Below are 26,106 nucleotides of genomic sequence, written 5' to 3' on the forward strand. Positions count from 1 at the left end.
CCGCACGCGATCGGAAGGTAACATGACCAATTACAACATGCCTGTCACACCCTCACCAGATCCTTCCTCCGACATGGAATTCCCTTTGGAACTGCCGTATTACGGCTGCCCCTTCGTAGAAGCCATCAGACGCTTCTTTCTGAAGTACGCCACATTCAAAGGCCGTGCCTCGCGTAGCGAATTCTGGTTTTTCGTGCTATTCAACGCCATAGTGGGTACCGTGTTGAACATTGCAAAATGGAGCCTCCCCAGAGAAGCCAAATCCTTCATCATATTTCTGGACGTGTTGTGGGAGCTGGCCATTCTGATTCCATACATCGCCATCGCGGTACGACGCCTGCATGATACGAATAAATCGGGCACATGGCTTTTTGCATGCTTCGGCTCCATGATCGTCGGACTCATACTCGTTATTTCCGGCATTGGCAGCGCGTTGTTCTCCATGGCATCACATTTTGACCTGGACATGATGGATGATGTCTCGACACCTGACCTGAAACCAGCCGGAATGGGAATCTTCCTTATCGTTTTAGGACTTCTTGTCGTCCTTGCCGGATCTATCCTCTTCATCGTACTTATGGTGGCTCCGGAGGATCCCAGAGGAGTGAGATTCGACGACCCGAGATTCGTCATGAACACGGGAACCGTCGGGTACGGACCAAGCGCAGCGGAAGGGTTCAACCAACAGCCGTTCAACGGGTCATACGCCCCCGGGCAATATTCACCTTTCCCACCCCAAGGACAAAGCCAATCACAAGCACCTTCTCCGATGCAGCCGACCCCACAGCCCAATCCATCCCAGCAGTTCGCGCAACAGCCTGTGCAGCCGTATGTACCCGCACAGGAACGAACACCTCAAGATTTTTACTCCCAGCCATCGCTCTCCTCCGAAGAAAGGGCGCAATGGGTTCAGCCTCAACCAACGAATCAACAGCCGTACCAAGACCCAACACAGACTCAGGCTCAAAATCCTCCATATCAGGCAGGTGCCCGCCCCTTCAATCCCGCTATGTCTCCATCGCCCACACCGCAGGTTCCCACACAATTCCAAGCACCAGGGCAATCAACGGCAAACGCCAGCCAAAAGCCACAGTCATTTGGCCTGTCAGGTAATCAGGCCGGCCAGCAGCCGGCACCAAGCATGACTTCCGATCATGACTCATACCAGCAGTACCAGCAACCACACTTCACCCAGCAGGTTCCTGAGAAAAACCCGTATGAGCGGAAGAACGATGATCACCAGCAGCCGCTTGCGCCGCCACAGCCGATTCACCAGGAAACATTCCCTTCGATGAACACCGGAACCGCACAACAAGGCGGCACCGGTGACGGTCATGCCAACCATGGCAAGGACGAAAGCCAAGAAGAGCGGTGATCCTGAAGCATTCGGAGCCAAAAGCCTGATCCACTCATCCCCATTCCCCGACGAGTGGATCAGGAAGGACAGTCCGCCTGTATGAAGAGCAGCATCGACTGGTACAACAGCTGATGATAGGCACCATCAATGGGTCCATTACAATCATCATGCTGATTTAGCATCTCCCTGCGGCACGCATGGTCATCAGGGATGGAAGGCTCTCCTCGCATTCGCACCAATCGGCTCGAATGACCGGCATCATCACATGCGAAATCGAACAAGACGAATTCCAGAGCCGAGACCATGACCCGGATCCGACAACTGCCAGAATGTGGGTTCCGACAGCGGCGAGGGCGTGTCAAATGAATGACGCATGCAAAGCAATACGCCCCTATTATGGAAAATGCAACGGTTGCCTAAGGAGACTTAATATATTATTAATGCTGTATGAAGAACACCGTCACTGGGCTGAGCAACATGGAAATATGACATCACCAATGACACGGATCGGAAGGCAATATGGACAACTACACCATGCCAAGCTCACCAACGCCAAGTCCTATGACCGATACTGAGGTGCCGCTACAGGCGCCCTACTATGGTTGCTCATTCACGGAAGCCGTCAAACGTTTTTTCACGAAATACGCCGTATTCAAAGGACGTGCCTCGCGTAGTGAATACTGGTTCGTCGTACTGTTTCTGGGCATAATCGACATGGTGCTCTTCTCCCTGATAGAGGTCACGGGAGACACGGGTACACCCAAGACCATTGTGTTGTCGGTCAACAATGTATGGGGACTTTTCTGTATAGTGCCGAGCATAGCCCTTTCCGTGCGACGCCTGCACGACACGGGAAAGTCCGGAGGCTGGTGGTTTGTCGCGTTTATTCCTGAATTCATAGGAGTTATAATCTCAGTCAACGGTGCCGCTATGGACGATCCCATTCCGGGGGTCATAGTCATTGGAATCGGCCTGATAATCATGCTAGTGGGCTTAATCATCAATATCGTACTGATGATCCAGCGTGAAAAACCGGAGGGCGCACTCTTCGATGACCCGAACTTCGCCATGAACTCATACGGCCATCCTGCGCAGATGCCGGCGACGGGCGGCGCTTACCAATCACGCCAATCACGGCCCTTCGGAGAGCAGTATCCGACGGCCCAGCCCATGCCATACCAGCCACAAGCCCAGCCCATGCAGCCAACTGCGGTTCCTCAGCCCAGCGAAGCCTACAACAACCGACCTCAGGCGTTTGCACAGCAAAGCAACGAACCATATATCCCACTTCCAAACCAGCAACCCGGAAGCTCTTACGGACAACCACCAACATCCACTCAACAGACTGGACAGTGGGGACAATCCCAACAACAGGCAGCCAATGGACAGCACCAGCCTTCTTTCGTACAACAACCCGTACCACAAGGCAACCCGATGCACAATGACAACACCACGGGTGATGCTTCGCAAAACGGTAACGTAGGAATTCAGATCTCCTGATTGCGAACCAAACATGATTCAGCTGTAGGTAACTCGGCACAACCAGCAGTATGGCATGGGACCAACGGCGAATGCCGTTGGTCCCATGCCATTATAGTTCGACCGGTTTTTTATTCGGATCTTCGGGGATATCGGCGAATTTAGCTGCCAACCTAGCCTTCTTGGCCTTCTCTTCCTTCTCCTTAGCCTCCTGCTTGGCCGCATCTGGGTCGAAGAGAAGTTCGTCGTAATGCCGACTCCATTCGCGGGCGCCTAACGGCGCCAGAATATCAGCGACCGCCTCTACATTATCAATGCCAGTGTTCAAGGCGGCACCGGATTCATTGGTACGAACCGACAATAGACTAATCAGATCGGCAGGCTGCACCACCAAACGCGGCATAGAAATGCGCTCACACAACTCATTGATATACAGAGGCAGTGGAGCGCAACGACGCATCAATGAGGGATTTGGAAAACCTTCGTACCCCAACGCCACACTTTGCCCGTCGACCGTTGCAGTACCAGTCGTCGTGTCTCGGGACAAGCTAGCCACAGATATTCTTTCACCGGGAACTGCATCCGTTGCGGTCAAAATGTCAAGCAACCCGGCACACGCAACCACCAGAAGAGAAAAACGCTGCGACATCGATTCCACGCCCTCCTCCGCCGCGCCCTTGCCACAGGCTTGGTCACGAGCGGTGACGATTGTAGCTTCGATGGTCTCGAGGGCCTCAGAGAACCTCGTGACGGTGGCTTCGTCCCAATCCACCTTCAAATCGCCAGCACCTGCCATTATCTGTGTCGTCTCACCGGTTTCAGAATAGTTCGACATCTGTTCCCAGCCTTCAACGACATTCAGCAGGGTGTCCACCTCTTCTTGTGGACGGCCCGGGATGCTCAGGGCACCATCATAGACAAACTCAGCATCGGCAACTGGCACCTCGTTCTGAATCAGAAGCTGAGCCACCGATCGGATCACTCGTACTTGAAGCGTTTCGCAATACCGTACGTCATTCGCAAGCTGCAACGCCTCTTTCAACGGCCACAAAGCCACCAACCGCGCTCCGATTTCGCAAGCCTCGCGCACCTGCGGAAGCATGTCCACCTTTGCTAAATCGCCAGCTTCGATATGAAACGTCATAACTCATCCCCACCCTTCACGCAGGCGTCAACTTTGATTCGTCTATTCTACCGCATGGAGACTAGCCAATCATTCACCGCGAACGCTACAGCACTTTCCTCGCTGGATCCGCGTACCGGATGCCTATCACTTCACCGGTTTGACTGTCATAGGTGATCGAAGTGACGGAAGCCAAAGCCGTGTGACGCAACAGCATGTTGTGCTCTGGGTGCCCCGTCTCCAGCATGTGCCGATAACTCCAAATTGGAGACTCATGACTGACCACAATGATGTGTTCGCCTGGGTGTTCGTGTACTTTTTCCTGAGCGAAGTCCGCAACACGATCGGCGATGTTTCGGTAGCTTTCCCCCCAACTCGGACGCCACAGATTACGGACGAGCTTGAGATTACGCGGCTTCCATAATGCAGCGGCACCATAACCTATACGCGTACCTCGAAAAGCATTGCCCGCCTCGATGAGCCGCCTGTCAGTCTGCAATTTCAACGGATCCTCGTGACGATTTAACCTTACGGCGTTCAGATCGGTCAAGATAGCTTGCGCGGTTTCACAGGTGCGTTCCAATGGCGAAGAATACAAAGCCACGGCTTGATTCATTGCCTTGTCCGTAGCGATGAATTCCGCCGTGGTACGCGCCATGCGCAGGCCTTGCGCGGAAAGGTGGAAACCAGGAAGTCTCTCATACAGCAAGTGCTTTGGGTTGTCGACCTTTCCATGTCGTACAAAATGCAGCGTGGTGGTTGGCATACGAACCTTTCATTCATGGCATTCATGGAGACCGGCGTACCCTACGGCAATCACCATCCCAGCCTCCGACACCTATCACTATACCCAGTGGACACACTTACGAGCCCTCGCCTCCAAACCCTAGGGGCCATACGGACCGTGAGCACACCCGTGTCAGCTGTACAATGTGAAGCACCGCGGCGGTACGGCGCGCGCTTAGGACACACCAGTAGTCAGAGCAATCCCGCAAACGTCATGCGCAGGATTCAACCCGAATCCTGCGGCAATGAATCGCCAACCGTAACCGGGATGTCCGTCTCTTCGCTCACTTCCAGCCTTGAGGTGTATGTTGCAATGACCACAACCCCAGACGGTGGGAAAATGTGTCCTCCTCAGCAGACGTCTGAGCCTTGGAAAGCGCTGGTGTGGCAGCGGCTTCGTCACCATCCACTTTCCCTGCATCCATCTGGGCTCCAACCGTTCTGATGTTGGTGGCATCAAGCAGCCACTTGCGGATGATGAAATTCCAAATGGCCACAACCACCGTGGCTACCAGTTTCCCAACGTTGGTGCGCAGCGCATAGGCACCATGCTGCATCGAAGCCGCATCCGCCGCCATGCCCAGGGTGCTCATCCAGATGATGAGCTCATTGATTCCCAGACCGATTACCGACGATACCAGGAAAATAAGCGCCTCCATCCACCTGGCCATGTCGGACCGATGTATGAAAACATACTTCATACTTGCCCAATAGTTGAACACCAAGGAAATCAGGAATGAAGCAGTGCTGGCCAATAGGTTATTGACATGTGCAAGCAGCAGGAGGTTCATCACACCGACGTCGATGACAAAAGCGACGACACCCACAAGACCAAACTTGACGATTTGTTCAAACAGTTTTTTCATGATTACCCATTTAACTCCTCCTCATGGTCAGTAAAAGCCAGCCGCACCCTACAGTGCGATTGCTACCGGGCGATAAGCAAACCAAAGTGCTAGCATAACAGTAATAAACCGATTCGAGGATGCGCACCGGCATCATGGACAGCAGGCGCACCCACCGATCCAAGGAGTCAATATGCCCGTCATTCGCACCCAGGTTTCCGTACCCACCACGCGCATCCAGCGCGAAGCGCTGAAGACAGCGTACGGCAAGGCCATAACAGCCGTTCCCGGCAAGACAGAGGACTGGCTGATGTGCCCATTCATCGACAACACACCTATCTACTTCGCCGGTAGCGACACTCAACCGGCCGCATTCGTGGAAGTCAACATCAAAGGCAAGGAGAGCAGAAGGGACGAACCCGTATGGGAGAAACTGGCCAGGCAAATCACAACGGCACTTGGCACCACCCTCGCCATCCCCGCGGATCGAATCTATGTCCGCTTCTCAGCCACCGAGGAATGGGGCTGGAACGGGGACCTGCTCTGAGCAGTTGAACCAAGCACGGCGGCCATACCGCGGCGAGTCGTCCAAGCCTTCCCTTTGAAGGTCAGGGCGACTCGCGTGTTTCATACGATTTTCGGCATCGGCGTGGTCAGACTCGTGGTAAGGCTGACATGCAGAAGGCCAGCACCGAAATGAGGGTCGACCTTCTTGAGGGTCACGGTGCGCTCCCCCTGCGCAACACGGTCGTCATCGGTCATGGTGGCGGGGGACTTGACCGCGAGGAACGCCAAATCGTCGATATTCACTTCGGCCTGAAGGCAAAGCCTGCGGGCATCTTCCAAGGACTCCTCAAATCCGGGCTTGAGCAATACATGGTTTTCGGACACACCATATGCGCTGGAGGCAAGCCACCTGGCCTCATCCAATACATCCACGCCCCTATGACTCGTCTTGTCTGCCATCCGGGCCGTTGCCACCGCCGAGGGGGCGGAACTTTCCGCGTGCTGGACTTCGCCAGTGGGGCCGATGCCCAGCACGGATACGAAATCGTCCAGTTGCCCACTCAACGCCAAGCCACCGTCACGGAAGAGGTTGCCTACGATCGGAGTGCGGAAACCAAGCGAACGGGCGGTCTGCCTCAACGAATCAACCTGACCGTCCTCACCTTCCCACAGATTGATGAGCGGGAAGGTCGGGATGCCTATGCTTTCCAACCGGTTTACATGGAACGGATAACGCCACTGCAGTTCGGGGTCGTCACGCCAGGTCGAGGCTCGCGTTACGACCACGGCGGCCGCCGGCCATTGAGCCCCATACTCCCGACAGGCTATGTCGAGCCACTTCTGCGCCCCGGCATCGGCTCCGTACCCGGCTTCCACAACCACAACATCATGCAACGCGCAAGCCATGTCAACCGAAACGAGGGTGGGAATGCCAAGGGAGACATTGGCGAACGGGCCTCCATGCACATATACCGGTGATCCGTTCACCGTTTCCGTGAGCACCGGTTTGACGGCGTCATGGAGAATACCGGTGATGCGCCAAAGCTCGATGAACTCTCCGAATCTGACCGGCTTGCCGTCTTTCGTACCGGCCACCATGGCGGCCACTCGCCGGCCAAGTTCATCCATGGATCTTGAAAGCACCACAATCTGCATCATTTCGGATGCCGGGGTCAGCACCATGCGCTCAGGAACATCACCCTTGCCGCGATCGACGGCTATCTGACGCGCCGACCGTGAGGGCACCTCACAAACGCGAGGCACCAGAACCGTGTCGATGATTCCATCGTCTACCGCTTTCTCCGCGAATGACGCAAGCAGGTTCTGGGCGGCCTCGATGGCGCTCATCTCACCGGTCAAACCCCAATCGACCAGCTCCGGATGCGTCAGTGACGCCTTTCCACCCCCCGAAGCACCGCCCTTGGAGCCGGCGGCGGTAATGCCCATGCTCGGCTGCCTCAGAACGGCAGCCGCATCCACGCCACGGGCACGCAGGGCGTCGATGAGTGCGATGGTCGTGGTGGTCTTGCCTTCGCCGCGCGATGCCTTCAACGGCGTATCAGCCGTGACGAGTATGACTCTGCCCTGCTTGCGAGGCTGGCCTGGATCCTTGCGAAGCCGCTCAAGATAGCCGAATGCGTCCATCTTCTTGACCAGACCATACTGCGTGGTGAATTCATCGATCAGTGCCATGCTTGTTGTTCGTCCTTCATTTGGTTTGACGGTATACGATTCATTGTATTGCATGAGTAAGTCACCTGCGAATATGTCTCAGCATGAAACCGCATGATACACAGCCATTGCCGGCCACATGTTCCGACCCGGCAACGATGACACCGGGTCGGAACGGCATTCGACCTCAGTTATCGGAACGGTTGAATCCGTTCGACATTTTCATGCTCGCCGTATAAAGCACCGAATCAAGAAGATCGTCCGTTTCCTTTTTCAGCGCATGGGCCGTCGCCTGGTTGACCTCCGCCAGGGCCTCACGCACTTGGGGGGTACGGGTGGCTTCGATGATGTCATCAGGCTCCATCGGATCCACATCAGGTTTTTCCTTGGTGTCTCCACTGAACATGGCTTTGAGCAGCGATTTCGCACCATGCCGATCTGCGGGCACATCCTGGGACTCTGATTGTGACCCATCGGAATTCGGAGTCAAGGTATCAGTGCCGTCATGCGACCGTGCCGAACCCGCGAGCAATCCTGCCACCCGTTCATCAGCCGCGGATACGAAGGAGTGTCCCATCGCGCCGGTCTTCTCCTGATAACGTTCCACGGCGTTTGCGGTTTCAGCGAACGCCGCGTCGCACAAAGCCGCGATGACACGATTGGCCCAGTAATAGTTCTCGGTAGTGACACGAGTGGTGGTCGCCTCCAAGTATTCAGGAGTCGTATCCACATTCGGGAAGAAGGGCATGAGCGTATTGAACGGATTGGATCCGTAGGCTATCCATTCGATGGCACGGCACGCCTGGGGCCGGTAAGGCCTCATCTGAATCACCGCGAGCTGACTCTGCCTGTTGATCCCGATGGTGCGGTACATGTGGCGGGTATGTTCGTCCCCTTGATGCCCGTAAGGATCGAATGGAGTTCCCTGGTAATGAGAACTGAGCACATATTTCACGTCCTCAATGGTGATTTTCCGCTCCGGCTGGCGTGCCCAAGGGATGTCGTTCGACTCAGGGCGATGATCGGCCTCGGAGCCATCCCAAACCTCGTCGTACGGATTGAGGAAACGCTGCATATACCAGGCGCGAGGGGTGTTGTAGACATGGTCGGAGTCGGAATGCGATCCAAATGCGTCACGGGGGTTGAACGGGCTGCTTGACTCCACAGACAGGTCAAGGTGGTTGTCTTTGATGAACCGCGCCAAATCGGAGGAGCACATGTGCTCCTCCCGCTCCCCATAGGCATCGTTCAAATCGAACTCATCGATGCCCAGCTGATTAGGCATGGTGACGTATGCCTCGTCCGGAACCTTCTTGGCGATCCAGTGATGACCACCGACAGTCTCAAGCCACCAGATTTCGGATGAATCCGAAAAAGCCACACCGTTCATTTCATAGGTGCCATATCGCTCAAGCAGGGAGCCAAGACGTTCGACGCCTTCACGGGCGGTCCTGATGTACGGCAGAACGATGGTGAGGAAATCCTCCTCACCGATGCCACCGGGCACCTCGCCCTCATAGTCCCGATCGCCTTCCTTGCCATGGGCGGGCTTGAGCTCCACGAACGGGTCGGCACCAAGCACGCGCTCGTTGGTGGTAAGCGTTTCGGTGGCGCTCATGGCCACGTTGGCCTCGTTTACCCCTGCCTCGCCCCATATGCCATCGGACAGATCGGCGTTCGGCAGAGCAGTGTACTGCAACGGATCATCAGGCAAATCGAATTCGACGTGGCTCAGCACGCTGCGGTACCGACGCGGCTGGTTCTCCGGCTTGACCACGACGAAACGCTTGGGGTTGAACTCCCCATTCGCCGAATCCTCGTTGCGCGCAATGATGGTGGAGCCATCGTAACTCGCGTCTTTCCCGACCAAAATGGTGGTGCATCCCATGTTTGAATTCCTTTGCTGTGCTTTCTTGTTGTATCGTGCGCCCACGAAATCATGCTGGCGGCACATCCCACCCGAATCGCGCAAACCGGACGTACCGGCGCACAGGGGGACGACCGACCGTCCAAGCCCCTTGCCAGGAGGGCAAACCGCAGTCGGCCCGCGTTTTTAGCGCGCAGGCTCAGCCATCAATGTGATTCCGGCCGATTCGAGAACCGAGCCTTCCGATTCGCCGTAGTTGACTATGGCGTGCCGCAGATCATTGAGCCAAAACCCCTGGGCCAATCCAGGCAACGGACTGGCCGTAGCCCAGACGCTCAATTCGTAGCCATGCGGCTTATCAGGAGGGGTCGGCCCATTATACCGCATCGTGACGGAAGGATCGGTGGAACCAACGTACTTGCTCGCCGCCGACGTGCGGCCCTGCAGCGCCTCGGGAATCATGGAAGGCAGCTGGCGCGAGAAATCCGGAGGAATGGCAAGGGCATGCGAATCGTTGAAATCAAACATCAGCGCCTCGACCGGCATGTTCGCCACACACCAGTGAATCCACTCGAAACCGCACACGGGTATCGAGTCGGGGTCGGTGAGCTGCCAGTGCAACCAATGCGACTGCTCCCCCACCGAATCAATGTAAAACGGGAACGACACCACAGGCACGCCGTCGACCTTGTCTTCTGGAGCGGCCGCACCCGTATACGCGTTCGGTATGATCTTAAAATCCGCTGAAATCCTCATACCTCCGGTACCGCTCGTAACGGTGACGATCCACCCGACAGTAACAATAAAAAAACCCGACCCAGGCAGGCGGGTCGGGAAATGTTACAGAAGTCAGGCTGACCTTGCATCCAGCAGGTCAGCCTGACATGATTCATTGTTATAAGAAACCAAAGAACCTTGCCAAGCTGGAACATCAGGCTGTGGCGGTACCAGCCTTCTCCGCCTTCTTGGCTTCGCGGGCGGCGGCTTTCTCAGCCTTCTCCTGTTCCTTGACGCTCTCGATGAAAGCAGCATGGTCCTTTCCAGGCAGCCAACCCTTGTTGACCACCTTGACCTGCCACAGCCAAGCGGCGGCAAGGAAGACAAGCGCGAAGACCACCAGGCAGATGGAACCGGTCACCGGGCCCAAGTGGGCGAGGTTGCCGGTGACGATGCCATACCAGTCGAAATCGCTGTCGCCGAAGGTGGAGTTGGACAGGCCGAAGCTGCCCATGACCTTCATGAGGCATGCGGGAAGGAATGTGATGAGCAGACCGTTGATGAAGGAACCAACGATCGCACCAATACGACCACCCGTGGCGTTGCCGAACACACCGGCACCGCCACCATCGAAGAAGTGAGGCACCATGCCGGGCAGGATGAGCGCCAAGCCCCAGACGGGCCCGAGCCAGACGGCGATGATGAGCAATGCCACAAGACCGCCGGCGAAGGAGCCAAGGAAGCCGATGAGCGAAGCGTTGGCGCCGTAGGGGAAGACGATCGGTACATCAAGCGCGGGCTTGGCACCGGGAACGACCTTGCTGGCGATGCCCTGGAATGCGGGGACAAGCTCGCCCAGGATGATGCGAACGCCGTAGAGGATGATGCTCACGCCAATGCCGAACTGCAAAGCCTGGGCAAAGGCCGCCATGAAGAAGGCGCCGTAGTCACCAGGGTGCGACGGGAAGATCTTGAAAGCGACGTTCGCCGGCAGCACAATTGCAGCCCAAATGGCGAAGACAAGGTAAAGGATGACCATAAGCAGCGTGGTAGAGACCATGGAATCACGCAGGAAGCTCAAACCCTTCGGGAAGTCGATGTCCTCAGTGGACTTGGACTTCTTGCCGACTGCGGAGCCGACGGCGCCGGAGACCAAGTAGCCAAGGGAGTTGAAATGACCCATGGAAAGCTTGTCGTCACCGGTCACGCGATTCATGAACGGCTGGGTGAAGGAGGGCATGGCAACCATGATCACAGCCATCAGCAATGCTCCAATAAGGATGACGAGCAGCTGATTGCTTCTGCCGAGACCAATGGAAAGCACCAGCGCGAGGAGCGTGGACATGAACACCATATGGTGGCCGGTCAGGAACACGTACTTCAATGGGGTAAACCGTGCGAGCAGTAGCATGATGATGAAGCTCAGTACGATGATGTAAGCGGATGCTGCACCGAACTGGGTGGATGCCTGCGCCGTGATGACCTCGTTGGTCGGCACTACGCCTTGCGCGCCCGTGGACTTGAGCACCAGCGTGCCGAAGGGGGCGAGGGCGGCAGTGACCACATTCGCACCCGCTCCAAGGATGAGGTAGCCCATGGCTGCCTTCAAAGCGCCGGAGATGACCTGGCCGGCACTGCGCTTGAGCGCAATCAGACCGATCGCAGCCACGATGCCGATCAGATACGCTGGCACATTCAGAATTTCCTTACTGATGAAATTCAGGACGTCTAATACAACGTTCATGTTTTTTCTCTATTCTTCTTGTTGGATTTTGGGAGCCGGCGACCAAAGCCGACTCCCCAGCCGTCCAGCAACCTTCCCTACATTGAGTGGAACATTGCATATTCGGCCAAAATGGTTTTCAGACCGTTCCGTGCTTCGCGCAATCAGTCGTTGTAGCGCTCAAGGATGCCTTTGATCTCATCCTTGTCCATGAAATTCTGGACGGTTTCGACAGGAGTGGTGACACCTTCCAGCTCAGGGGCAAGCTGAGGCGAGGTGAGCACCAGATCGTTCATGTTGGCGGTGCCCTTAGCGCTTCCGGCATCGGAAGTGGTGACGGTGACATCCATGCCCAGATCGGCGGACACCTGCTCCACATTTACTTTAAGCAGAACGGACGTACCAATGCCGTTGCCGCACACACACAGAATATTCATGTTGATTTCCTTTCATCGTGGCTACAAGGCACCTCCGGCACCATGCAACCGTTTACTGCAACCACAACCGTGTTATTCAACACGATTCCTCTCAGAGCCTGACATCACGACGTCCGACACAGTGGGTGTCTGCTCAGCTGTTGAGAATCGCCCGAATCTCTTCCGGGCTCTTCGCAGCGGCGAGCTTACGCGTCTTCTCCGCATCGGACAGCGAACCTGCTATCGCCGACATCACCGAAACGTGCTCGTTTTCGTCACGTCCCGCAAGGCCGATGACCAAGGATACCGGATCGTTCGCCTCGTTACCGAACTTCACCGGCGTGCTGAGCCTGACCCAGCTCAGACCGGTTTCCAGCACCGCGTCGGAGGGACGGGAATGCGCCAATGCAAGGCCCGGCGCAATGACGATGTAGGGACCCATCTTTTCGACGGTCTCTATCATCTCGTCCGTATAGGCATCCGTGGTGAACCCCGCGTTCACCAACCCTTGCCCAGCCAAGCGGATGGCGTCCTTCCAATCCTGTGCAGCCACATCCAGCTGAAAGGCGGAGTCAGGCAAAAACCCATTGATATCAGTAGCCATTGAAGGCTCCTTTCTTTAAATCCATGCCGTTTTGACCGGAACGAATCAGTGTTCGACGCTTTCCTCGAAATTCCACTTGGTTGGGTTGTAGAAGTCCCCGTTCAAAGCCTTCGCAGCCTTCTCCTTGGCCTCTTCCATCGTGAACTTCGCCAGTTCAGCACGGACATCATCCAAAGCCACAGGTGTCATGGAAAGCGAATTGACGCCGATCCCAGCCAAAACCACAGCGAGATCGGGATCGGCGGCCGCTTCGCCGCACACGCCGACGGGCATCCCGTTGGCATTGCCGGCATCGGCGATCATCTTGATGGCACGCAGCACGGCCGGATGCCAAGCGGTCTGGTAGTTCGCCACGGAACCAAGCGTACGGTCGGCTGCGAGGGTGTACTGCGTCAAATCGTTGGTTCCTATGGACACGAAATCAGCAACCTTGGCCACCTTGTCGGCCATAAAGGCAATTGACGGCACCTCCGCCATCACACCGACCTTCTTCAGACCCATCGATTTACCAAGCTTGACGAAATACTCCGCTTCATGCTCATCCGCAACCATGGGCATCATGACCCATAGGTCGGCATCCGTCTGAGCATCCGCGGCAGCCAGCGCCTCGAGCTGGTCGGTCATGACCTGCATGTGCTCCTTGAGCGTGCGCAGGCCGCGCAAGCCGAGAGCCGGATTCGGCTCGTCCTCAGGTGTGAGGAACGGCAATGGTTTGTCGGCTCCCGCGTCAAGCATGCGAATGACGACCTTCTTACCCGGGAAACGCGAAAGCAGCTTGGCGTACGCCTCGGTCTGCTCTTTGACGCCAGGTGCCTGTTCATTGCCCAGGAAGAGGAATTCGGAACGGAACAGACCGACACCCTCGGCACCATACTCCAGCGCCGGATCGGCATCCTCGGGTTTTCCGACGTTCGCCAGAAGCGGCAGCAAGGTCCCGTCCTTCAATGCACCGGGCTTGCCACGAAGCTCTTTGGCCTTGTCGGCCTGGGCACGCGCGGAATGCGCCTCTTGAATCTCTTCCTCACTCGGATCGGCGGTAACCGTGCCTTTTGCGGCGTTGACGATCACCGTTTCGCCGTCTTTGAGTTCCGTGGCCTTAGCCGCGGAGACGACGGCCACCACACCACGCGCCCTCGCCAGGATGGCGGTGTGGCTGGTAGGACCTCCCTGGCTGGTGACGATGGCCAGGGTATGCTCCAAATCAAGTCCGGCGGTATCCGCCGGCGAAAGATCGTCCGCCACGAGCACGAACGGGGTATCGCTGATGGGCAGACCAGGGGCCTGCACTCCCATCAGGTCGGCGATCACACGCTGACCGACGTCGTGCAGATCCGCTGCGCGCTCGGCCATGTAACCGCCCAATGCAGTAAGCGTCTGTTCAAACGTGGCGAAGCCATCGAAAGTGGCGCGTTCGGCACTCTTACCTGATTCAATACCTTGTCTGATGGCATCGGTGAGAGCCGGATCAGCTGCCATCTGAGCCAATGCCTCAAGAATCGGAGCGGCTTGTTGGGCACCTTCGTCACCCTGTTGCGCCTCTTGCGAACGGCGATTGAGATCATCACGAACCGACTTCATCGACGCTTCCACTCGTGCCCGCTCGCTCTCCGCACTGATTGATGCGGCACGGGGCTTATCGTCTGGTTCATCCAGCGGCTGTGCCATGCGGATCACTGGGCCAACCGCAACATTTCTGCCTATGCCTACGCCTGTAATTATCATAACCACTCTTTCCCGACCCATATGCCGAACAGCCGATAGCCGAACGCGAAGCGGCATGCCGATAATCAGGCAAGCCCGTCACCGCGTAACGAACATACGGGTCTATTGAGAAATCATTTCCATCCACGCCCATTATACACATCAAAGTCGGCACCGCAACTACGGTAAACGTTTTCTCATTTTTTCACGTTCAGTGCCCTGTATGCTACAATACGAATCGGATAAGGCCGCATTCATCCGACGGATGGGTACCACAACGGCCTCGTCGATCAACTACAAGTATTAAGGAATACCGATGTCAACAGCAACACGCACCACAGCCATAACCGACCCAGCAGGCATCCACGCCCGCCCCGCATCGCAGTTCACGCAGGCGGCCACCGCATCCGGGTGCACCGTGACCATCTCCAAACAGCCAGGAACGCCGGGAGTGAACGCCTCGAGCATTCTTTCCGTAATGGGTCTTGGCATCAAGCAGGGCGATACCGTAGAAATCACCGTGGATGGCGAGAATGCTGAGACCGTCGCTGACGAACTCATCGAGACGCTGACCCAAAGCGAGTAAGCCCCGCCACAGGCTAACTCGATATATCGTTTCAGGAAGATTCCGGAGCGGAACGCTCCTTACCAGCGAAGGTTTCATTCCCGGCATGCACGAACGGAACCGACAGACCGTGCATGCCGCACTATCCACACGAACGACGATACAATTCCCAGAACGTATATGAACGGCGAAAACAACGTCTCGATAATAGAAGTGGCCGCACTGGCCGATGTGTCCACGGCCACCGTCTCCAGGGTGCTTTCCGGAAAGCGAACCAAGAACGACGACATATCGCGCCGTGTAAGGAAAGCGGCACAGAGCCTGAACTATGAGGCGAATTACGCCGCCAGCGCGCTGCGCAGCGACGTCACGAAAAGTTACGGGCTCCTTATCGAGACCGTTCAAGACACATTCACCGCACAGATGGTCGATGCATTGGAGCAGGCGGCAAACACGGCGGACAGACAACTGATACTCGCCATCGGAATGAATCGCGAGACCAGGGAGGAAAGACTCGCAACACTGTATTCTCGTCGAATCGACGGCCTGATTGCCGTGGCTCGCGGGAAGGGCGCACGTACAGGCGGTGATGAAAGCACAAACGGTCCGGACGACCAGGGCATCCAGGGGCATCGCATCGCCGACTTCGCCGCATCGCACCCCGATTTTTCCGTAGTTCAGATTTCAGGTAACGCGCCGACTCTATACGCCAACTGGGTGGGGATGGACGACAGCGGTACGATACAGCTCGCAATCGATCATTTGACGGCACGCAACGCCACATCGATAGCGTTTTTGGGAGATTTCCCAAATAATATGCTCACAGCGAACATGTTCGCCACGTTCCAATCGACAAGCGAGATCACGAGCATGTACACGGAACCGGAATGGTCGACTTTTGGACCACATACCGTGGAGCGTGGATACAGGGACACGCTCGGCATCTTCTCACCGCAGTCCGGCAGCGGGAGGAGGCCACAGGGTCTGATCTGCACAAGCCTACATGTGGCGATCGGCGCGCGGATGGCCCTCGGCCAGCTCGGCCTCAGCGTGCCTGAAGATGTAAAGATCATATGCATCACCGACAACAGGCCCTTCACCAACGAAGAACTCGAATTCACAACGGTCTCGCCGGCGTACGAATATATGGCCGAGGAGACAATCAGACTTCTGGAAAGCAGGAAGAAGAGCCCTCACTGGCTTCCGGCGCACACCATGTTTCCACCGCACATCGTGCAACGCGCATCGACGCATGCACCGCGCTTCGGAGCCAGTGACATGGAGCAGCCCGCCAGTAGGGATCAGTAGGGATCAGTAGGGACCAGTAGGAACCAGTAGGAACCAACAGAGGCTTGTAGAACCTGCAGAACCGACGGGCCGGCAGAAACCAGCAGAGATCAGCAAAGATCGACAGAAACCAACAGAGATCAGCAAAGATCGACAGAAACCAACGGTGCCGGCAGAAACCGCTTCACATCCCGTGACAGTCTCGACCGAATGTTCACCCTTCCCACCACCAAATGGAAACATGCCGCCGCACGACCGCACTACATGCACCATACGTCCGCTATCTGATCGCCAATGAATCAAGGAAAACCGTCAACCGGGCGAGCGCACACCCACACACCACACATCCTTGCAACAGATGATGAGGTGATGAGGCGCTCAGACGATGAAACAGCGTGAGGCGCTCAGACGATCAGCGCGCACAGCAACGCTTCGAAATCGAGAAGCTGGTTGCCGTTGCCGTTCAGCCGCCGCCGTGCCGTGGCTATGGCATCCATACGCTGCACCGCCCCTTCCCGGGTGAGGCGGGAAGCCAAATCGGTTATGGCGTCCCTGTTCTCGAGATTGATCAAACCGGCCGCATCCTCAGCATCGTTTTGAATCACGGAGACATCGCGGTAAATGCTGGCCATCGTATTGATCGAACGATCGAGCACGTCACGGCTGCGTCGAGTCACGCGTCGTTTGACATCATCCTTCTTGCCTATGGAATTGTACGCACTTCGTAATTGCGGCGGGATACGTTCGTCGTCATCAAGACCATTGGCCTGGCGAAAATCATGCTCCTGCCTGGCGACATCACGTTCGATGTCGCTTTGAGCCTGGGATTTTGCGCTGTCGATCAGCCTCTCCGCCAAAAGCACGGCATCCGAAGCACGGCCAAGCGAAAGCACACCGACCACGAGGTCGTCGCGATCGTGAAGCACTCGCAAAGGATCTTGATCCCGCCCAAGCACGGCTTTGCCTCTACCCTTGCCTTTGACCTTGCGCCCTGTCGTGACTCCACTTGGATTCCGCTTTTTTGTCGGTGTACCGACCACATGACCCGACCTGCCGCCATCGGTTTCATCGTCACCATCACCGGCTTGAACATCATTGGAAACACCCGCATATAATTTGGCCACACCTATATGCCCCTGCGAAAGCCTGGCTGCTCTGGAAGCCAAAGCCGGCTCAACTTCGTAGGCTGATACAAGGTAATCGGCGACATCAGAAGTCCGCGGCACCGCCAGGTTCACCACCCTCGTCCGCGAACGGATCGTCGGCAAAACGTCTTGGGCACTGGGCGCGCACAGAAGCCATATGGCGTGCGCACTGGGTTCCTCGATTTCCTTCAACAGAACGTTGGTGGTACGCTCAAGCATGCGGTCCACGTCCTCGATGATGATGATCCGCCAAGGCGATATGCTCGGTGTCTGCTCCGACGTTTCGATAAGATCACGCACCTCGTCGATGCCGATGGTGACCCTGTCGGTTTTCAACACCTTCACATCCGGATGAGTGCCAGCAAGCACCTCCTGCGTAATGCGAGTAGGCTCGTCACTTGCACCACGATCAGGACTCTCCAGCGCAGCGGCGAACGCCCGCGCCACGTTGGAACGACCTGCCCCCGGAGAGCCACATATAAGCCATGACTGCGCTATTGCCTTAGGGTCTCCTTCGGCGACGGCCTTAAGTTGCGCCGACACGCGCTTCTGCCCTACCAATGCGTCCCACACGCTCATCGCATTCACTCCGTTCCTTGTGATGGCAAGTCTTTCGCAAGCTATCTTCAGTAGCTGCAACCGAATCATGCCGTTGCAAACGCTGACAGATTCCCCGACTTCCATAGCTTCCTACCATCATACGGGTTGCCGGCACAATCGGCGGGACGAACAAGATTTGCTCTTGGAAGCGAATCAGAGCGCGTTTCAGCTGATGTCTGGTCATCAATGCAAACGGAGATTGCCTCCAATGACCAGCCTATGTCGACTTCTTAACCCCAAAGGCTCAATTCCGAAGCAAACCATTGAAATCCCGGACTATGTCATCCCAGACTCTCTCAACGCTCTGAGAAGCATCAATGACGCGGAAACGATCAGGATCAGCACCAGCTAATTGTATGAACTCCTCTCGCGTACGCCGTTGAAATTCCAGACCCACCGATTCAATTCGATCCTCCCTGTGAGCGAACCGCAAGTGAGATGCCTCCGGGTCCATATCAAGTAAATATGTGCGGTCGGGCAGCAAACCGCGCGTGGCCCATACGTTGAGCTCACGGACCTCGTTGACAGTAAGCTCCCTGCCACCGGCCTGATAAGCGAGCGAAGAGTCGATGTAGCGGTCCGAAACGACCACGGCTCCGCGTGCGAGCGCCGGAGCGATGACCTCGGCCACGTGCTGGGCACGGTCAGCCGCAAACAGCAGCGCCTCAGTGCGCGGAGCAATATCAGCGGTATCCACTTTCCTCCCCTCGGCACCATCCGCGACACCGCCTTTGCCTAGCGCAACACCGCCGCCAGCACCGACGGCGACTCCGCAGTCGGATCGGCCACCGCCACAGCCTCCGATGGCACAACCAGCGGTGTCACCGACATCACCGGTGTCACGCTCCTGGAGCAGCAGTTCACGCAGACTGCATCCCAGCGCCGTGCCACCCGGTTCACGAGTCACAACCACTTCACGTCCCTGCGCTTCGGCGTAATCCCGCAGACGCTGAACCTGCGTGGTCTTGCCGGCGCCATCCACACCCTCAAACGAAATAAACAACCCGCTCATACCTCAAGGTTACAGCCAAACCCGAACCGCGAGGCGGCCGGTGCGACGGCGACCACATCAGATTGCTGTAGAGACGGACTTACGCACTGCATTCAAAATCAATCGACAAAAACGCGAAAGGTATGGTACGTTCGGTGACAATGCACAGAACGCCCATGCACTTGCGGTCAATCCCCGCGAGCTTAATTCAACCAAACACGAATTCATCATTCACAATGCACCCGATATATGGAATTAGAGCCGGTCCAGGCCGCAACGACCAACCAGCCATGCATCAACGCCGATTAGCCACATCATCGGAAGTAATTCGAGAGCCGTTGATCCGATCAAGTTTGCGCTCAATGATGTCCAACCGCGTGTTGAGACGCTCAACCTGTTCACGAGTGATCTTGGTCTCCTTCGCCTCATCGTCATTGACCTCATCAACGATCCACGACGCCAGTGTAGCTGTTACCGTACCAATCAGGCCGATGCCAGCAAGCATGAGGGCATAGGCTATGACCCTACCCATGGCTGTCACTGGTGTGTAATCGCCGTATCCGACGGTGGTAATGGTGACGAACGTCCACCACAAGGCATCGCCAAACGTTTTGACACTCGCCCCGGGAGCATATCGTTCAGCATCAAGCACCGCCAAAGACCCGACAAACAGAAGAATAATCAGAGAACTCGCCACGTACATGACGATCTTTCCCCGCAACGCCATTCCGCTGGTCTTATGCAACGCGTTTAAGGCTGAAATGATACGCAGAACCCGCAAAGGACGTATGACCGGCAGTACCACCACCGCCAAATCGAAAAGATGATGCTTGAACCACTCCCACTTCTGAGGAGCGAGAGCAATGGAAACCACATAATCAAGCGCGAACACCGCCCACATCACGTTCATTACGAATTCCGCAGACCAATTCCAAACGCCAGTCGGTTCAGCCAAAATCTGCCAAGCATATACTCCGATGAACAACACCGACAGCACCGTCAACGGCCATTCCGTTATTTTTTCCCATTGCTTAAGATTCATATCGAAATTCTAACCATCCCACGGATACACCTATACCCCACAAATACACGAATCGGCAAAGCAGCCTAGCTCATCTTCAAGTCGGAAGAAGCCCGGAAGAAGCAGAGCCGACATGGACCATCCTGAAGGGAAAATGACACGAGGCAGACATAATGACAATATCAGCGATCGCAATGAAAAGCACCTTCAGCCTTGTCAAATCCGGTGTAATATGACTTAAGATGCGGTATGCACGATGTGAGCCAACAAACCAACGGACCATAACGGTACCCTCATCGATAAGAAACGATGCTGAACCAACAAAGAACAGAATTCCAGCACCGTCCCGACAAAGCATCGCAATGAAACAACCCCACCAGCGCAAGCACGCCCTTCACTGCCGGAATTCGCCATGAATCCCTACTTTTCCACGCCAGAAAAATCCCTGTTTCACAGTATCCTTCACTTGGCAGAAATGCCGAAGAAGGAGAAAAAATGAAGAATACAACGCTCACATGGTATGGGCTCATGGCATGTTTGGTCGCCACGCTACTCGTATCACCCATTTGCGTTACTGCGCAGGCGGACGAACCAGCTACTGCGCAAAGCGTCCTACAATCGATGCCGGTCAAAGGGAGAGCACCAAAAACAGGCTACAGGCGGTCCCAATTCGGGCAGGCCTGGAAAGACGAAAACAGAAACGGCTGTGACACGCGCAACGACATTCTGAACAGGGATCTGACCGATAAACGATTCAAGCCTCGGACCAATGATTGTAAGGTCATTTCCGGAAAACTCGACGACCCGTATACCGGCAAGACAATCATCTTCAAACAGGGCCATATGACCTCCAACAAAGTGCAGATCGACCATGTAGTGGCTTTATCGAACGCCTGGCAGACCGGGGCGCAGCAGCTTCCCACCGAACGCCGCGAAGAATTCGCCAACGATCCATATAACCTTTTAGCTGTGGACGGACCGTCGAATCAGAAAAAGAAAGACGGAGACGCCGCCACTTGGCTACCACACAATAAAAAATACCGTTGCGACTACGTGGCCCGTCAAATCGGCGTAAAGCACAAATACGGCCTGTGGGTGACATATCCCGAAAAACAAGCCATGGACCGTATACTGCAATCGTGCCCTACACAACAGATTCCTCAAGACACCGATGCCGCCGGCGACTCCAACCCACAGCCCGACCCAGTGCCGGCTCCGGCACCTGAATCGGAAGCCATCCCCCACTCCGGCACCTGCACCTGCACCGGCGCCCGCACCGGCACCCATGCCGACGACCAATGATGTGTACTATCAAAACTGCGCCGCGGTGAGAGCCGCCGGCAGAGCACCTCTGTACTCAAGTCAACCTGGATACCGACCGGCCCTTGACCGCGACCATGACGGCGTGGCCTGCGAATAGAACGGACACATACTGACAAAGTCAAGCTATGGAAGGATTCCCATGAAATTCGGAATGCGAAAACCCAGCGTCAGGCGCTCCATCAGTGCCAGGACGACCGGAAGATTGAAACGGTCGGTCAAGAGGGCACTCATACCTGGTTATGGCAAAAAGGGCATGGGTTGGATTCGCAACCCAAGAAAAGCCGCATATAACAAGATCTACCACAAGACCACGTTCAGCCTGTTCGATCTGTTCAAGTGACATCAACCTGTTCAAGTAGCGTAAAACCCCGTTTCGGCGGGGTTTTACGCTACTTGTGCCAAAGTAAGCGCGGCCATGCAGATGTTTTTCCCAATCACTAGGCTCTGCCGCATGATTGGCGGTGCTAGGGCCCTCGAAACAATGGTCTATGGCGTGCGAATGGGCTTTGTTGCAAGACCAACAGTGCCAGGGGTCTGCGGTTACGTCACCCCTACGTGGAAGACATGACAGTCCACACATAAATCCTTAACCAACGGTATCCTACTTTTGGCAGAGATGCCAAGAAACAAAGGAGAAGAATTGAAGAAACCGATAGCCATCCTTACTTGTCTAGCCTTGCTTGTTGGGGTCTCCGCGTGTGGATCAAAACATTCCACACTGCAGAATAGAACCTCCGCAACTTTAAAATCGAAAGAAACAGAGCCCAAACTGAAGACGCTACCCGATGGACTATCAGGAACATGCGCAGGTGATCCATACGCACCGAACAATAATCTACAAAAAGTAGATCTCAATACAACTGATGGGCAACTAAATATTTCAATACCCAACGCCACCGATATGATGCTCGTAGACGTCGGCTACTACGTCAACATATACACGAAGGATTTTAAACAAACGCAAATCAAAATCGAATATCATCAATCCGAAGATAAAAAAGAAGTAACAGTAGCACCATTGTTCGGAAACGCAAAGATCACAAAAATCGGTGGTTTTAACGTGGACTCCAGCGACGAAAACCTGCTTAATGTCAGCGTACCGACAAACTTAATCGCAGGAAATAAACATGTTACTTGGAACGCCGCATTAGATATGAATGGAAAGGATATCGCTTTCTGCCCGGGACAAAGCAAAGAAGAAAAAGTTCCGCTGCAATAATCAAGCATCGTTTCCATAACCAACTTCGATAGAGTTCATCAAACCATTTTAGAAGAGAGATTGAGAATCATGGAAGAAAAAACCACTGTCATCCCACCAGTCAGCATGGACAGCGAAACCTCCGCACAGCAAGAGAAACCCTCTGATGTGACGTCGTCTGCCAATCTGCCATCGAATAACGGAAGACAGAAACACACTCAAGGCAACAAGCCATGGAAGCAAATAATCACAGCGATCATCGCCTTCATCATAGGAGTTGCCATCACGTCTTGCGGCAGTACGAAACCCCAAGACACGCAGGAATACAAGGATCTGGACGCGAAGTACTCCAAGGTCAGCGATGATCTGAGATCCACCAAGTCGGAGCTTTCCGACACCAAGAAAGAACTCAAGGCAGCAAAGGAAAAAGCCGGCAAATGGGACAAGGAGCAAGCCAATAAGAAGGCCGCTGCAAAGAAGGCCGACGATGAAAAGAAAGCACAGGAACAAGCAGCGCAGCAAGCCGCACAGCAGCAGGCCGCCCAAGCCCAAGCGCAACAACAAGCCGAACAACAAGCACAAGCCCAAGCGCAAGCGCAACAACAGGCTCAGGCCCAACAACCAGCTCAAGCACAAACGCTGAGCCAAGGCGGACCAACCGTACACCGGGGAGCGTTCTGCTCAGGTCAAGGAGCCACCGGCACATCAGACCAGAACGGAGCCACCTTGACTTGCAGGACGGCGCGCGACGGACGACTCCGCTGGATGAACTGAAGGGAGAGATAATGAAGTTCGGAATGCGAAAACCCAGTATCAAGCGGTCCATCAGCGCCAGGACGACAGGAAGAATGAAACGAGAGGTCAAAAAAACATTGATTCCGGGATACGGCAAAAAAGGTATAGGCTGGGTCAAGAACCCCAGAAAGGCCGCGTACAACAAGATTTACCACAAGACCACATTCAGTCTCTGGGATTTATTCAAATAATAATAAGGCCCCGCTTCGGCGGGGCTTCTCGTTATACCCATGATTAAAATCAGTGCGGGTCCGATCAGCGAGCGCCTGACATTGATATTGATATAGGGAACGGTATTGCTGTTATGACATGTTCCATTGTTTTTCGGAAACGTTGCTATTCCAATAAGTCCAAATGCGCCGACACACCGTTCAGACTCTGTGATTCGTGTTTAAATCCTTACAATTCCAACGAAAAACAGTAGGCTCCTGCATAATCGTCATTTTTCATTGATAGAGAGGAAGTGGTGGACCAAGACCCCAGGTCGACCGGCCAACATGGCAAGTCATGCTTGCTGGCCCAAATCCCACCAGGTTCCACCCGCTATTATTCCCCATTGAATCTATGGTCTGGCTTGTCTTGATCTCGGACTGTTGCGAGACTTTCACCGATATGCGGTTACTCATCTCAATGACGTCCGCAGTCGCAAAATAATTTTTGCATTTGGTGTGCATGTGACCTGATTTACGGATTTTCCGAAGACTTGAAGCAACCCGAAAACTCAATGTTTCCAAAGGTTTCATTGAGTGGGCTGAATGGGATTCGAACCCACGACCTTCTGTTCCGGAGACAGACGCTCTATCCACTGAGCTACCAGCCCTCAGCCCGACTTATTGTACACGCCGTACCGACCAAGTCCCGACCGAATCAGTAAACCTCGTAAGCATTTTGCCCGGTTACGCGACATGAAGACCATAAAGTCGCTAGAATCGTGATATGAACGATTCGAACGCTATGGACGGAATACCCGGTCAGGTCAAGGAATTCGAGTATGACAGGCGGTTCTTCTGCCATGCGATGCCAGGCGAACTCGACGACGGGTCGGCACCTATGCTCATCGTGCAGAGCTACTACGTGGATAGCGACAACTATGCGCTCCGCGTGCGCCTCATCAGCCACAGCCTGCACATCGAGATGACCCCGTACACCGATCCGGAAAACGTGCTGCGCGAGCACAGGGACGACTTCACGTACGGTTCGGTCACCGTCAAAGGCCCGTCGGTCGGCGGCACGCGATATGAAGCCGAAAAGGAGATCGACGCATCGATCGCCGCGGAACTAATCCGCCGCGGCGGCACGGACATCATCAAAAACCGTTACAACGCATGGGTCGGCGAGGACGGATGGGACATCGACATCTTCGGAGGCGCGAACCATCCACTTGTAATCGCCGAGGCGAAGCGCAACAGGCCGGTGACAAACCTCGTGATCCCAGACTTCTGCGTCACCGAAATCACCGACCAGGCACGATTCTCCAACGACGGACTGGCTGCACGCCCCTTCAATGAGTGGCAAGCCGAATTCATGAAGGAGCTGGCCGAGCAAGGCCCTCATTTCGAGCAGATCTACGGTCGCAACCGCATGGAATAGGGCGTGAGCCGACGAAGAGTCCCACGTCACCGAAGTTTCCGCGCAACCAAAGTACCGCCAGTGCTGAAGAGCTATCGCACAGCCAAAATACCGAAGAGTGCCGCACAGCCGAAGAGTGGTAAACCATCGCTGAACGAAACCCGATTCCGTTTCTGACATGGCCTCCATAGCGGCGTACTGCTCACCCGGCACCCAAGGGGTGCAAAGTCTGGTCACGGTTGTGGAGGTGCTGCAAGTGGCATTGATCGTGGCGGCGTTGGAAATGTTCGTGCCACTGATGCCCACATGGGAGCGGCTCAACCTTGCCCGGAGCCGCTGGAGAGCCCTGGCGGTAGCCTGCATCTGCATGGCGGCTCCGCCTGCGATGATTCTGACGGCGGGCGGCGCGAAAACCTCGTTGATCGTTCTGGCGGTCAACATCACGATCGAGGCTTCACTGTCTCTTCTGGGCATGGCCTTACCGGGCAACTTCTACGGACTGTTCCTCGGCCTGACGATTACGGCCGCCAACCTGTTCACTCAGAATCTCCAACTGCGGACCGGCTGGGCGCTACATCTGTACAACCCCATTGAGGGAGTACAGGTCCTCGGCTTCGTCGCCGTGAGCGTTGCGGCGGTTATTCTGACCTGCCTGGCGGTCGGATTATGGTCGGCGAGCGCAGGGAGAGGAATCTGGAGGTTGTCGATCTGAACGGCCTCCTACCGCACATGTTGGAATACAAGAACATGTGTTGGAATACAAGAACATGTGTTGGAATACAAGAACATACTAGACGCACGAAACGTACGTACCCA

At 55.4% G+C, this 26,106-nt stretch carries 26 protein-coding genes and 1 tRNA gene; 13 read left to right on the forward strand and 14 right to left on the reverse strand.

Annotated features, from left to right (window positions below; translation table 11 throughout):
* Positions 1-22 precede the first annotated feature (22 nt).
* Together BBOMB_RS07620 and BBOMB_RS04680 are read left to right on the forward strand one after the other, a co-directional pair.
* Positions 23-1,375: a DUF805 domain-containing protein gene (locus tag BBOMB_RS07620; protein WP_052377487.1), complete on the forward strand. Its 1,353-nt coding sequence runs from the start codon at positions 23-25 to the stop codon at positions 1,373-1,375.
* Positions 1,376-1,876: 501 nt separating this feature from the next.
* Positions 1,877-2,857: a DUF805 domain-containing protein gene (locus tag BBOMB_RS04680; protein ID WP_044088006.1), complete on the forward strand. Its 981-nt coding sequence runs from the start codon at positions 1,877-1,879 to the stop codon at positions 2,855-2,857.
* A 91-nt stretch (positions 2,858-2,948) separates the two neighbouring features.
* Here BBOMB_RS04680 and BBOMB_RS04685 read toward each other — a convergent pair whose 3' ends face one another.
* From BBOMB_RS04685 to BBOMB_RS04695, 3 genes are all read right to left on the reverse strand, one after another.
* Positions 2,949-3,980: a hypothetical protein gene (locus BBOMB_RS04685; protein ID WP_044088005.1), complete on the reverse strand. Its 1,032-nt coding sequence runs from the start codon at positions 3,978-3,980 to the stop codon at positions 2,949-2,951.
* 85 nt (positions 3,981-4,065) lie between these two features.
* Complete coding sequence (locus BBOMB_RS04690; protein ID WP_044088004.1) at positions 4,066-4,725, reverse strand: histidine phosphatase family protein; 660 nt, start codon at positions 4,723-4,725, stop codon at positions 4,066-4,068.
* Positions 4,726-5,029: 304 nt separating this feature from the next.
* Positions 5,030-5,611, reverse strand: coding sequence for a GtrA family protein (locus tag BBOMB_RS04695; protein WP_044088002.1), 582 nt, complete (start codon positions 5,609-5,611; stop codon positions 5,030-5,032).
* 172 nt (positions 5,612-5,783) lie between these two features.
* Between BBOMB_RS04695 and BBOMB_RS04700 the strand changes: the two genes are divergently transcribed.
* Positions 5,784-6,137, forward strand: coding sequence for a phenylpyruvate tautomerase MIF-related protein (locus tag BBOMB_RS04700; protein ID WP_044088000.1), 354 nt, complete (start codon positions 5,784-5,786; stop codon positions 6,135-6,137).
* A gap of 80 nt (positions 6,138-6,217) precedes the next feature.
* On the opposite strand, the gene BBOMB_RS04705 is transcribed toward BBOMB_RS04700, so the two are convergent.
* The 7 genes from BBOMB_RS04705 to ptsP form a co-directional block, all read right to left on the reverse strand.
* Positions 6,218-7,789 (reverse strand): formate--tetrahydrofolate ligase, encoded by a 1,572-nt coding sequence (locus tag BBOMB_RS04705; RefSeq protein ID WP_044088016.1) that lies wholly within the window; start codon positions 7,787-7,789, stop codon positions 6,218-6,220.
* A gap of 166 nt (positions 7,790-7,955) precedes the next feature.
* Positions 7,956-9,722, reverse strand: a complete 1,767-nt coding sequence (locus tag BBOMB_RS04710; protein ID WP_414133075.1) for a C69 family dipeptidase — start codon at positions 9,720-9,722, stop codon at positions 7,956-7,958.
* Positions 9,723-9,821: 99 nt separating this feature from the next.
* The gene (locus BBOMB_RS04715) at positions 9,822-10,391 is read right to left on the reverse strand and encodes a YbhB/YbcL family Raf kinase inhibitor-like protein (RefSeq protein WP_044093280.1); all 570 of its coding nucleotides are present in this window, start codon (positions 10,389-10,391) and stop codon (positions 9,822-9,824) included.
* Between the two features lie 175 nt (positions 10,392-10,566).
* Positions 10,567-12,096 carry a PTS ascorbate transporter subunit IIC gene (locus BBOMB_RS04720; protein WP_044088061.1) on the reverse strand — a complete coding sequence of 510 codons (1,530 nt, stop codon included), beginning with the start codon at positions 12,094-12,096 and terminating at the stop codon, positions 10,567-10,569.
* 143 nt (positions 12,097-12,239) lie between these two features.
* The gene (locus BBOMB_RS04725; protein WP_044088060.1) at positions 12,240-12,512 is read right to left on the reverse strand and encodes a PTS sugar transporter subunit IIB; all 273 of its coding nucleotides are present in this window, start codon (positions 12,510-12,512) and stop codon (positions 12,240-12,242) included.
* Between the two features lie 133 nt (positions 12,513-12,645).
* Complete coding sequence (locus BBOMB_RS04730) at positions 12,646-13,095, reverse strand: PTS sugar transporter subunit IIA (protein ID WP_044088059.1); 450 nt, start codon at positions 13,093-13,095, stop codon at positions 12,646-12,648.
* Between the two features lie 45 nt (positions 13,096-13,140).
* The gene (gene ptsP / locus BBOMB_RS04735) at positions 13,141-14,817 is read right to left on the reverse strand and encodes a phosphoenolpyruvate--protein phosphotransferase (protein ID WP_044088058.1); all 1,677 of its coding nucleotides are present in this window, start codon (positions 14,815-14,817) and stop codon (positions 13,141-13,143) included.
* A 295-nt stretch (positions 14,818-15,112) separates the two neighbouring features.
* On the opposite strand from ptsP, the gene BBOMB_RS04740 reads away from it, so the two are divergent.
* Positions 15,113-15,382 carry an HPr family phosphocarrier protein gene (locus BBOMB_RS04740; protein WP_044088057.1) on the forward strand — a complete coding sequence of 90 codons (270 nt, stop codon included), beginning with the start codon at positions 15,113-15,115 and terminating at the stop codon, positions 15,380-15,382.
* Positions 15,383-15,541: 159 nt separating this feature from the next.
* On the forward strand, positions 15,542-16,669 hold the full coding sequence (locus BBOMB_RS04745; protein ID WP_044088056.1) for a LacI family DNA-binding transcriptional regulator: 1,128 nt from the start codon (positions 15,542-15,544) through the stop codon (positions 16,667-16,669).
* 383 nt (positions 16,670-17,052) lie between these two features.
* Here BBOMB_RS04745 and BBOMB_RS08320 read toward each other — a convergent pair whose 3' ends face one another.
* From BBOMB_RS08320 to BBOMB_RS04760, 3 genes are all read right to left on the reverse strand, one after another.
* Positions 17,053-18,372 carry a DNA polymerase III subunit delta' gene (locus BBOMB_RS08320; protein WP_044088065.1) on the reverse strand — a complete coding sequence of 440 codons (1,320 nt, stop codon included), beginning with the start codon at positions 18,370-18,372 and terminating at the stop codon, positions 17,053-17,055.
* Positions 18,373-18,637: 265 nt separating this feature from the next.
* On the reverse strand, positions 18,638-19,405 hold the full coding sequence (gene tmk, locus BBOMB_RS04755) for a dTMP kinase (RefSeq protein WP_044088055.1): 768 nt from the start codon (positions 19,403-19,405) through the stop codon (positions 18,638-18,640).
* 274 nt (positions 19,406-19,679) lie between these two features.
* On the reverse strand, positions 19,680-20,426 hold the full coding sequence (locus tag BBOMB_RS04760; protein ID WP_044088054.1) for a potassium channel family protein: 747 nt from the start codon (positions 20,424-20,426) through the stop codon (positions 19,680-19,682).
* A 474-nt stretch (positions 20,427-20,900) separates the two neighbouring features.
* Here BBOMB_RS04760 and BBOMB_RS07625 point away from each other — a divergent pair, with 474 nt between their 5' ends.
* The 6 genes from BBOMB_RS07625 to BBOMB_RS04785 all read left to right on the forward strand — a co-directional run bounded on the left by BBOMB_RS07625 (position 20,901) and on the right by BBOMB_RS04785 (position 23,912).
* A complete protein-coding gene (locus BBOMB_RS07625; RefSeq protein WP_238549887.1) occupies positions 20,901-21,707 on the forward strand; it encodes an HNH endonuclease family protein in 807 nt (268 codons plus the stop codon).
* Positions 21,691-21,825: an excalibur calcium-binding domain-containing protein gene (locus tag BBOMB_RS08565; protein ID WP_238549888.1), complete on the forward strand. Its 135-nt coding sequence runs from the start codon at positions 21,691-21,693 to the stop codon at positions 21,823-21,825. The genes BBOMB_RS07625 and BBOMB_RS08565 overlap by 17 nt, the downstream gene beginning before the upstream one ends.
* A gap of 42 nt (positions 21,826-21,867) precedes the next feature.
* The gene (locus BBOMB_RS04770; RefSeq protein ID WP_044088053.1) at positions 21,868-22,068 is read left to right on the forward strand and encodes a hypothetical protein; all 201 of its coding nucleotides are present in this window, start codon (positions 21,868-21,870) and stop codon (positions 22,066-22,068) included.
* Between the two features lie 300 nt (positions 22,069-22,368).
* Positions 22,369-22,947, forward strand: a complete 579-nt coding sequence (locus tag BBOMB_RS04775) for a hypothetical protein (RefSeq protein WP_044088052.1) — start codon at positions 22,369-22,371, stop codon at positions 22,945-22,947.
* A gap of 69 nt (positions 22,948-23,016) precedes the next feature.
* A complete protein-coding gene (locus BBOMB_RS04780) occupies positions 23,017-23,700 on the forward strand; it encodes a hypothetical protein (protein ID WP_044088050.1) in 684 nt (227 codons plus the stop codon).
* Between the two features lie 11 nt (positions 23,701-23,711).
* Positions 23,712-23,912 carry a hypothetical protein gene (locus tag BBOMB_RS04785; RefSeq protein ID WP_044088049.1) on the forward strand — a complete coding sequence of 67 codons (201 nt, stop codon included), beginning with the start codon at positions 23,712-23,714 and terminating at the stop codon, positions 23,910-23,912.
* A 556-nt stretch (positions 23,913-24,468) separates the two neighbouring features.
* On the opposite strand, the gene BBOMB_RS04790 is transcribed toward BBOMB_RS04785, so the two are convergent.
* Positions 24,469-24,541 (reverse strand) — tRNA-Arg (locus tag BBOMB_RS04790).
* Positions 24,542-24,657: 116 nt separating this feature from the next.
* Between BBOMB_RS04790 and BBOMB_RS04795 the strand changes: the two genes are divergently transcribed.
* Positions 24,658-25,311, forward strand: a complete 654-nt coding sequence (locus tag BBOMB_RS04795) for a CYTH domain-containing protein (RefSeq protein WP_238549889.1) — start codon at positions 24,658-24,660, stop codon at positions 25,309-25,311.
* Positions 25,312-25,546: 235 nt separating this feature from the next.
* Positions 25,547-26,002, forward strand: coding sequence for a hypothetical protein (locus BBOMB_RS04800; protein WP_152570190.1), 456 nt, complete (start codon positions 25,547-25,549; stop codon positions 26,000-26,002).
* Positions 26,003-26,106: the final 104 nt, after the last annotated feature.

Source organism: Bifidobacterium bombi DSM 19703 (assembly GCF_000737845.1).
GTDB classification, from domain to species: Bacteria; Actinomycetota; Actinomycetes; order Actinomycetales; family Bifidobacteriaceae; genus Bifidobacterium; species Bifidobacterium bombi.

Excerpts from the sequence above, each read along its gene's own strand:
- BBOMB_RS04795 (WP_238549889.1), top strand. The coding sequence starts at position 24,658 with ATGAACGATTCGAACGCTATGGACGGAATACCCGGTCAGGTCAAGGAA.
- BBOMB_RS04695 (WP_044088002.1), bottom strand. The coding sequence starts at position 5,611 with ATGAAAAAACTGTTTGAACAAATCGTCAAGTTTGGTCTTGTGGGTGTC.
- BBOMB_RS04770 (WP_044088053.1), top strand. The coding sequence starts at position 21,868 with ATGAAATTCGGAATGCGAAAACCCAGCGTCAGGCGCTCCATCAGTGCC.
- tmk (WP_044088055.1), bottom strand. The coding sequence starts at position 19,405 with ATGAGCGGGTTGTTTATTTCGTTTGAGGGTGTGGATGGCGCCGGCAAG.
- BBOMB_RS04730 (WP_044088059.1), bottom strand. The coding sequence starts at position 13,095 with ATGGCTACTGATATCAATGGGTTTTTGCCTGACTCCGCCTTTCAGCTG.
- BBOMB_RS04725 (WP_044088060.1), bottom strand. The coding sequence starts at position 12,512 with ATGAATATTCTGTGTGTGTGCGGCAACGGCATTGGTACGTCCGTTCTG.
- BBOMB_RS04760 (WP_044088054.1), bottom strand. The coding sequence starts at position 20,426 with ATGAATCTTAAGCAATGGGAAAAAATAACGGAATGGCCGTTGACGGTG.
- BBOMB_RS07620 (WP_052377487.1), top strand. The coding sequence starts at position 23 with ATGACCAATTACAACATGCCTGTCACACCCTCACCAGATCCTTCCTCC.
- BBOMB_RS04780 (WP_044088050.1), top strand. The coding sequence starts at position 23,017 with ATGGAAGAAAAAACCACTGTCATCCCACCAGTCAGCATGGACAGCGAA.
- BBOMB_RS08320 (WP_044088065.1), bottom strand. The coding sequence starts at position 18,372 with ATGAGCGTGTGGGACGCATTGGTAGGGCAGAAGCGCGTGTCGGCGCAA.
- BBOMB_RS04700 (WP_044088000.1), top strand. The coding sequence starts at position 5,784 with ATGCCCGTCATTCGCACCCAGGTTTCCGTACCCACCACGCGCATCCAG.
- BBOMB_RS04705 (WP_044088016.1), bottom strand. The coding sequence starts at position 7,789 with ATGGCACTGATCGATGAATTCACCACGCAGTATGGTCTGGTCAAGAAG.
- BBOMB_RS04740 (WP_044088057.1), top strand. The coding sequence starts at position 15,113 with ATGTCAACAGCAACACGCACCACAGCCATAACCGACCCAGCAGGCATC.
- BBOMB_RS04785 (WP_044088049.1), top strand. The coding sequence starts at position 23,712 with ATGAAGTTCGGAATGCGAAAACCCAGTATCAAGCGGTCCATCAGCGCC.
- BBOMB_RS08565 (WP_238549888.1), top strand. The coding sequence starts at position 21,691 with ATGCCGACGACCAATGATGTGTACTATCAAAACTGCGCCGCGGTGAGA.
- BBOMB_RS04710 (WP_414133075.1), bottom strand. The coding sequence starts at position 9,722 with ATGTGCCGCCAGCATGATTTCGTGGGCGCACGATACAACAAGAAAGCA.
- ptsP (WP_044088058.1), bottom strand. The coding sequence starts at position 14,817 with ATGATAATTACAGGCGTAGGCATAGGCAGAAATGTTGCGGTTGGCCCA.
- BBOMB_RS04685 (WP_044088005.1), bottom strand. The coding sequence starts at position 3,980 with ATGACGTTTCATATCGAAGCTGGCGATTTAGCAAAGGTGGACATGCTT.
- BBOMB_RS04715 (WP_044093280.1), bottom strand. The coding sequence starts at position 10,391 with ATGAGGATTTCAGCGGATTTTAAGATCATACCGAACGCGTATACGGGT.
- BBOMB_RS04690 (WP_044088004.1), bottom strand. The coding sequence starts at position 4,725 with ATGCCAACCACCACGCTGCATTTTGTACGACATGGAAAGGTCGACAAC.
- BBOMB_RS04720 (WP_044088061.1), bottom strand. The coding sequence starts at position 12,096 with ATGAACGTTGTATTAGACGTCCTGAATTTCATCAGTAAGGAAATTCTG.
- BBOMB_RS07625 (WP_238549887.1), top strand. The coding sequence starts at position 20,901 with ATGAAGAATACAACGCTCACATGGTATGGGCTCATGGCATGTTTGGTC.
- BBOMB_RS04745 (WP_044088056.1), top strand. The coding sequence starts at position 15,542 with ATGAACGGCGAAAACAACGTCTCGATAATAGAAGTGGCCGCACTGGCC.
- BBOMB_RS04680 (WP_044088006.1), top strand. The coding sequence starts at position 1,877 with ATGGACAACTACACCATGCCAAGCTCACCAACGCCAAGTCCTATGACC.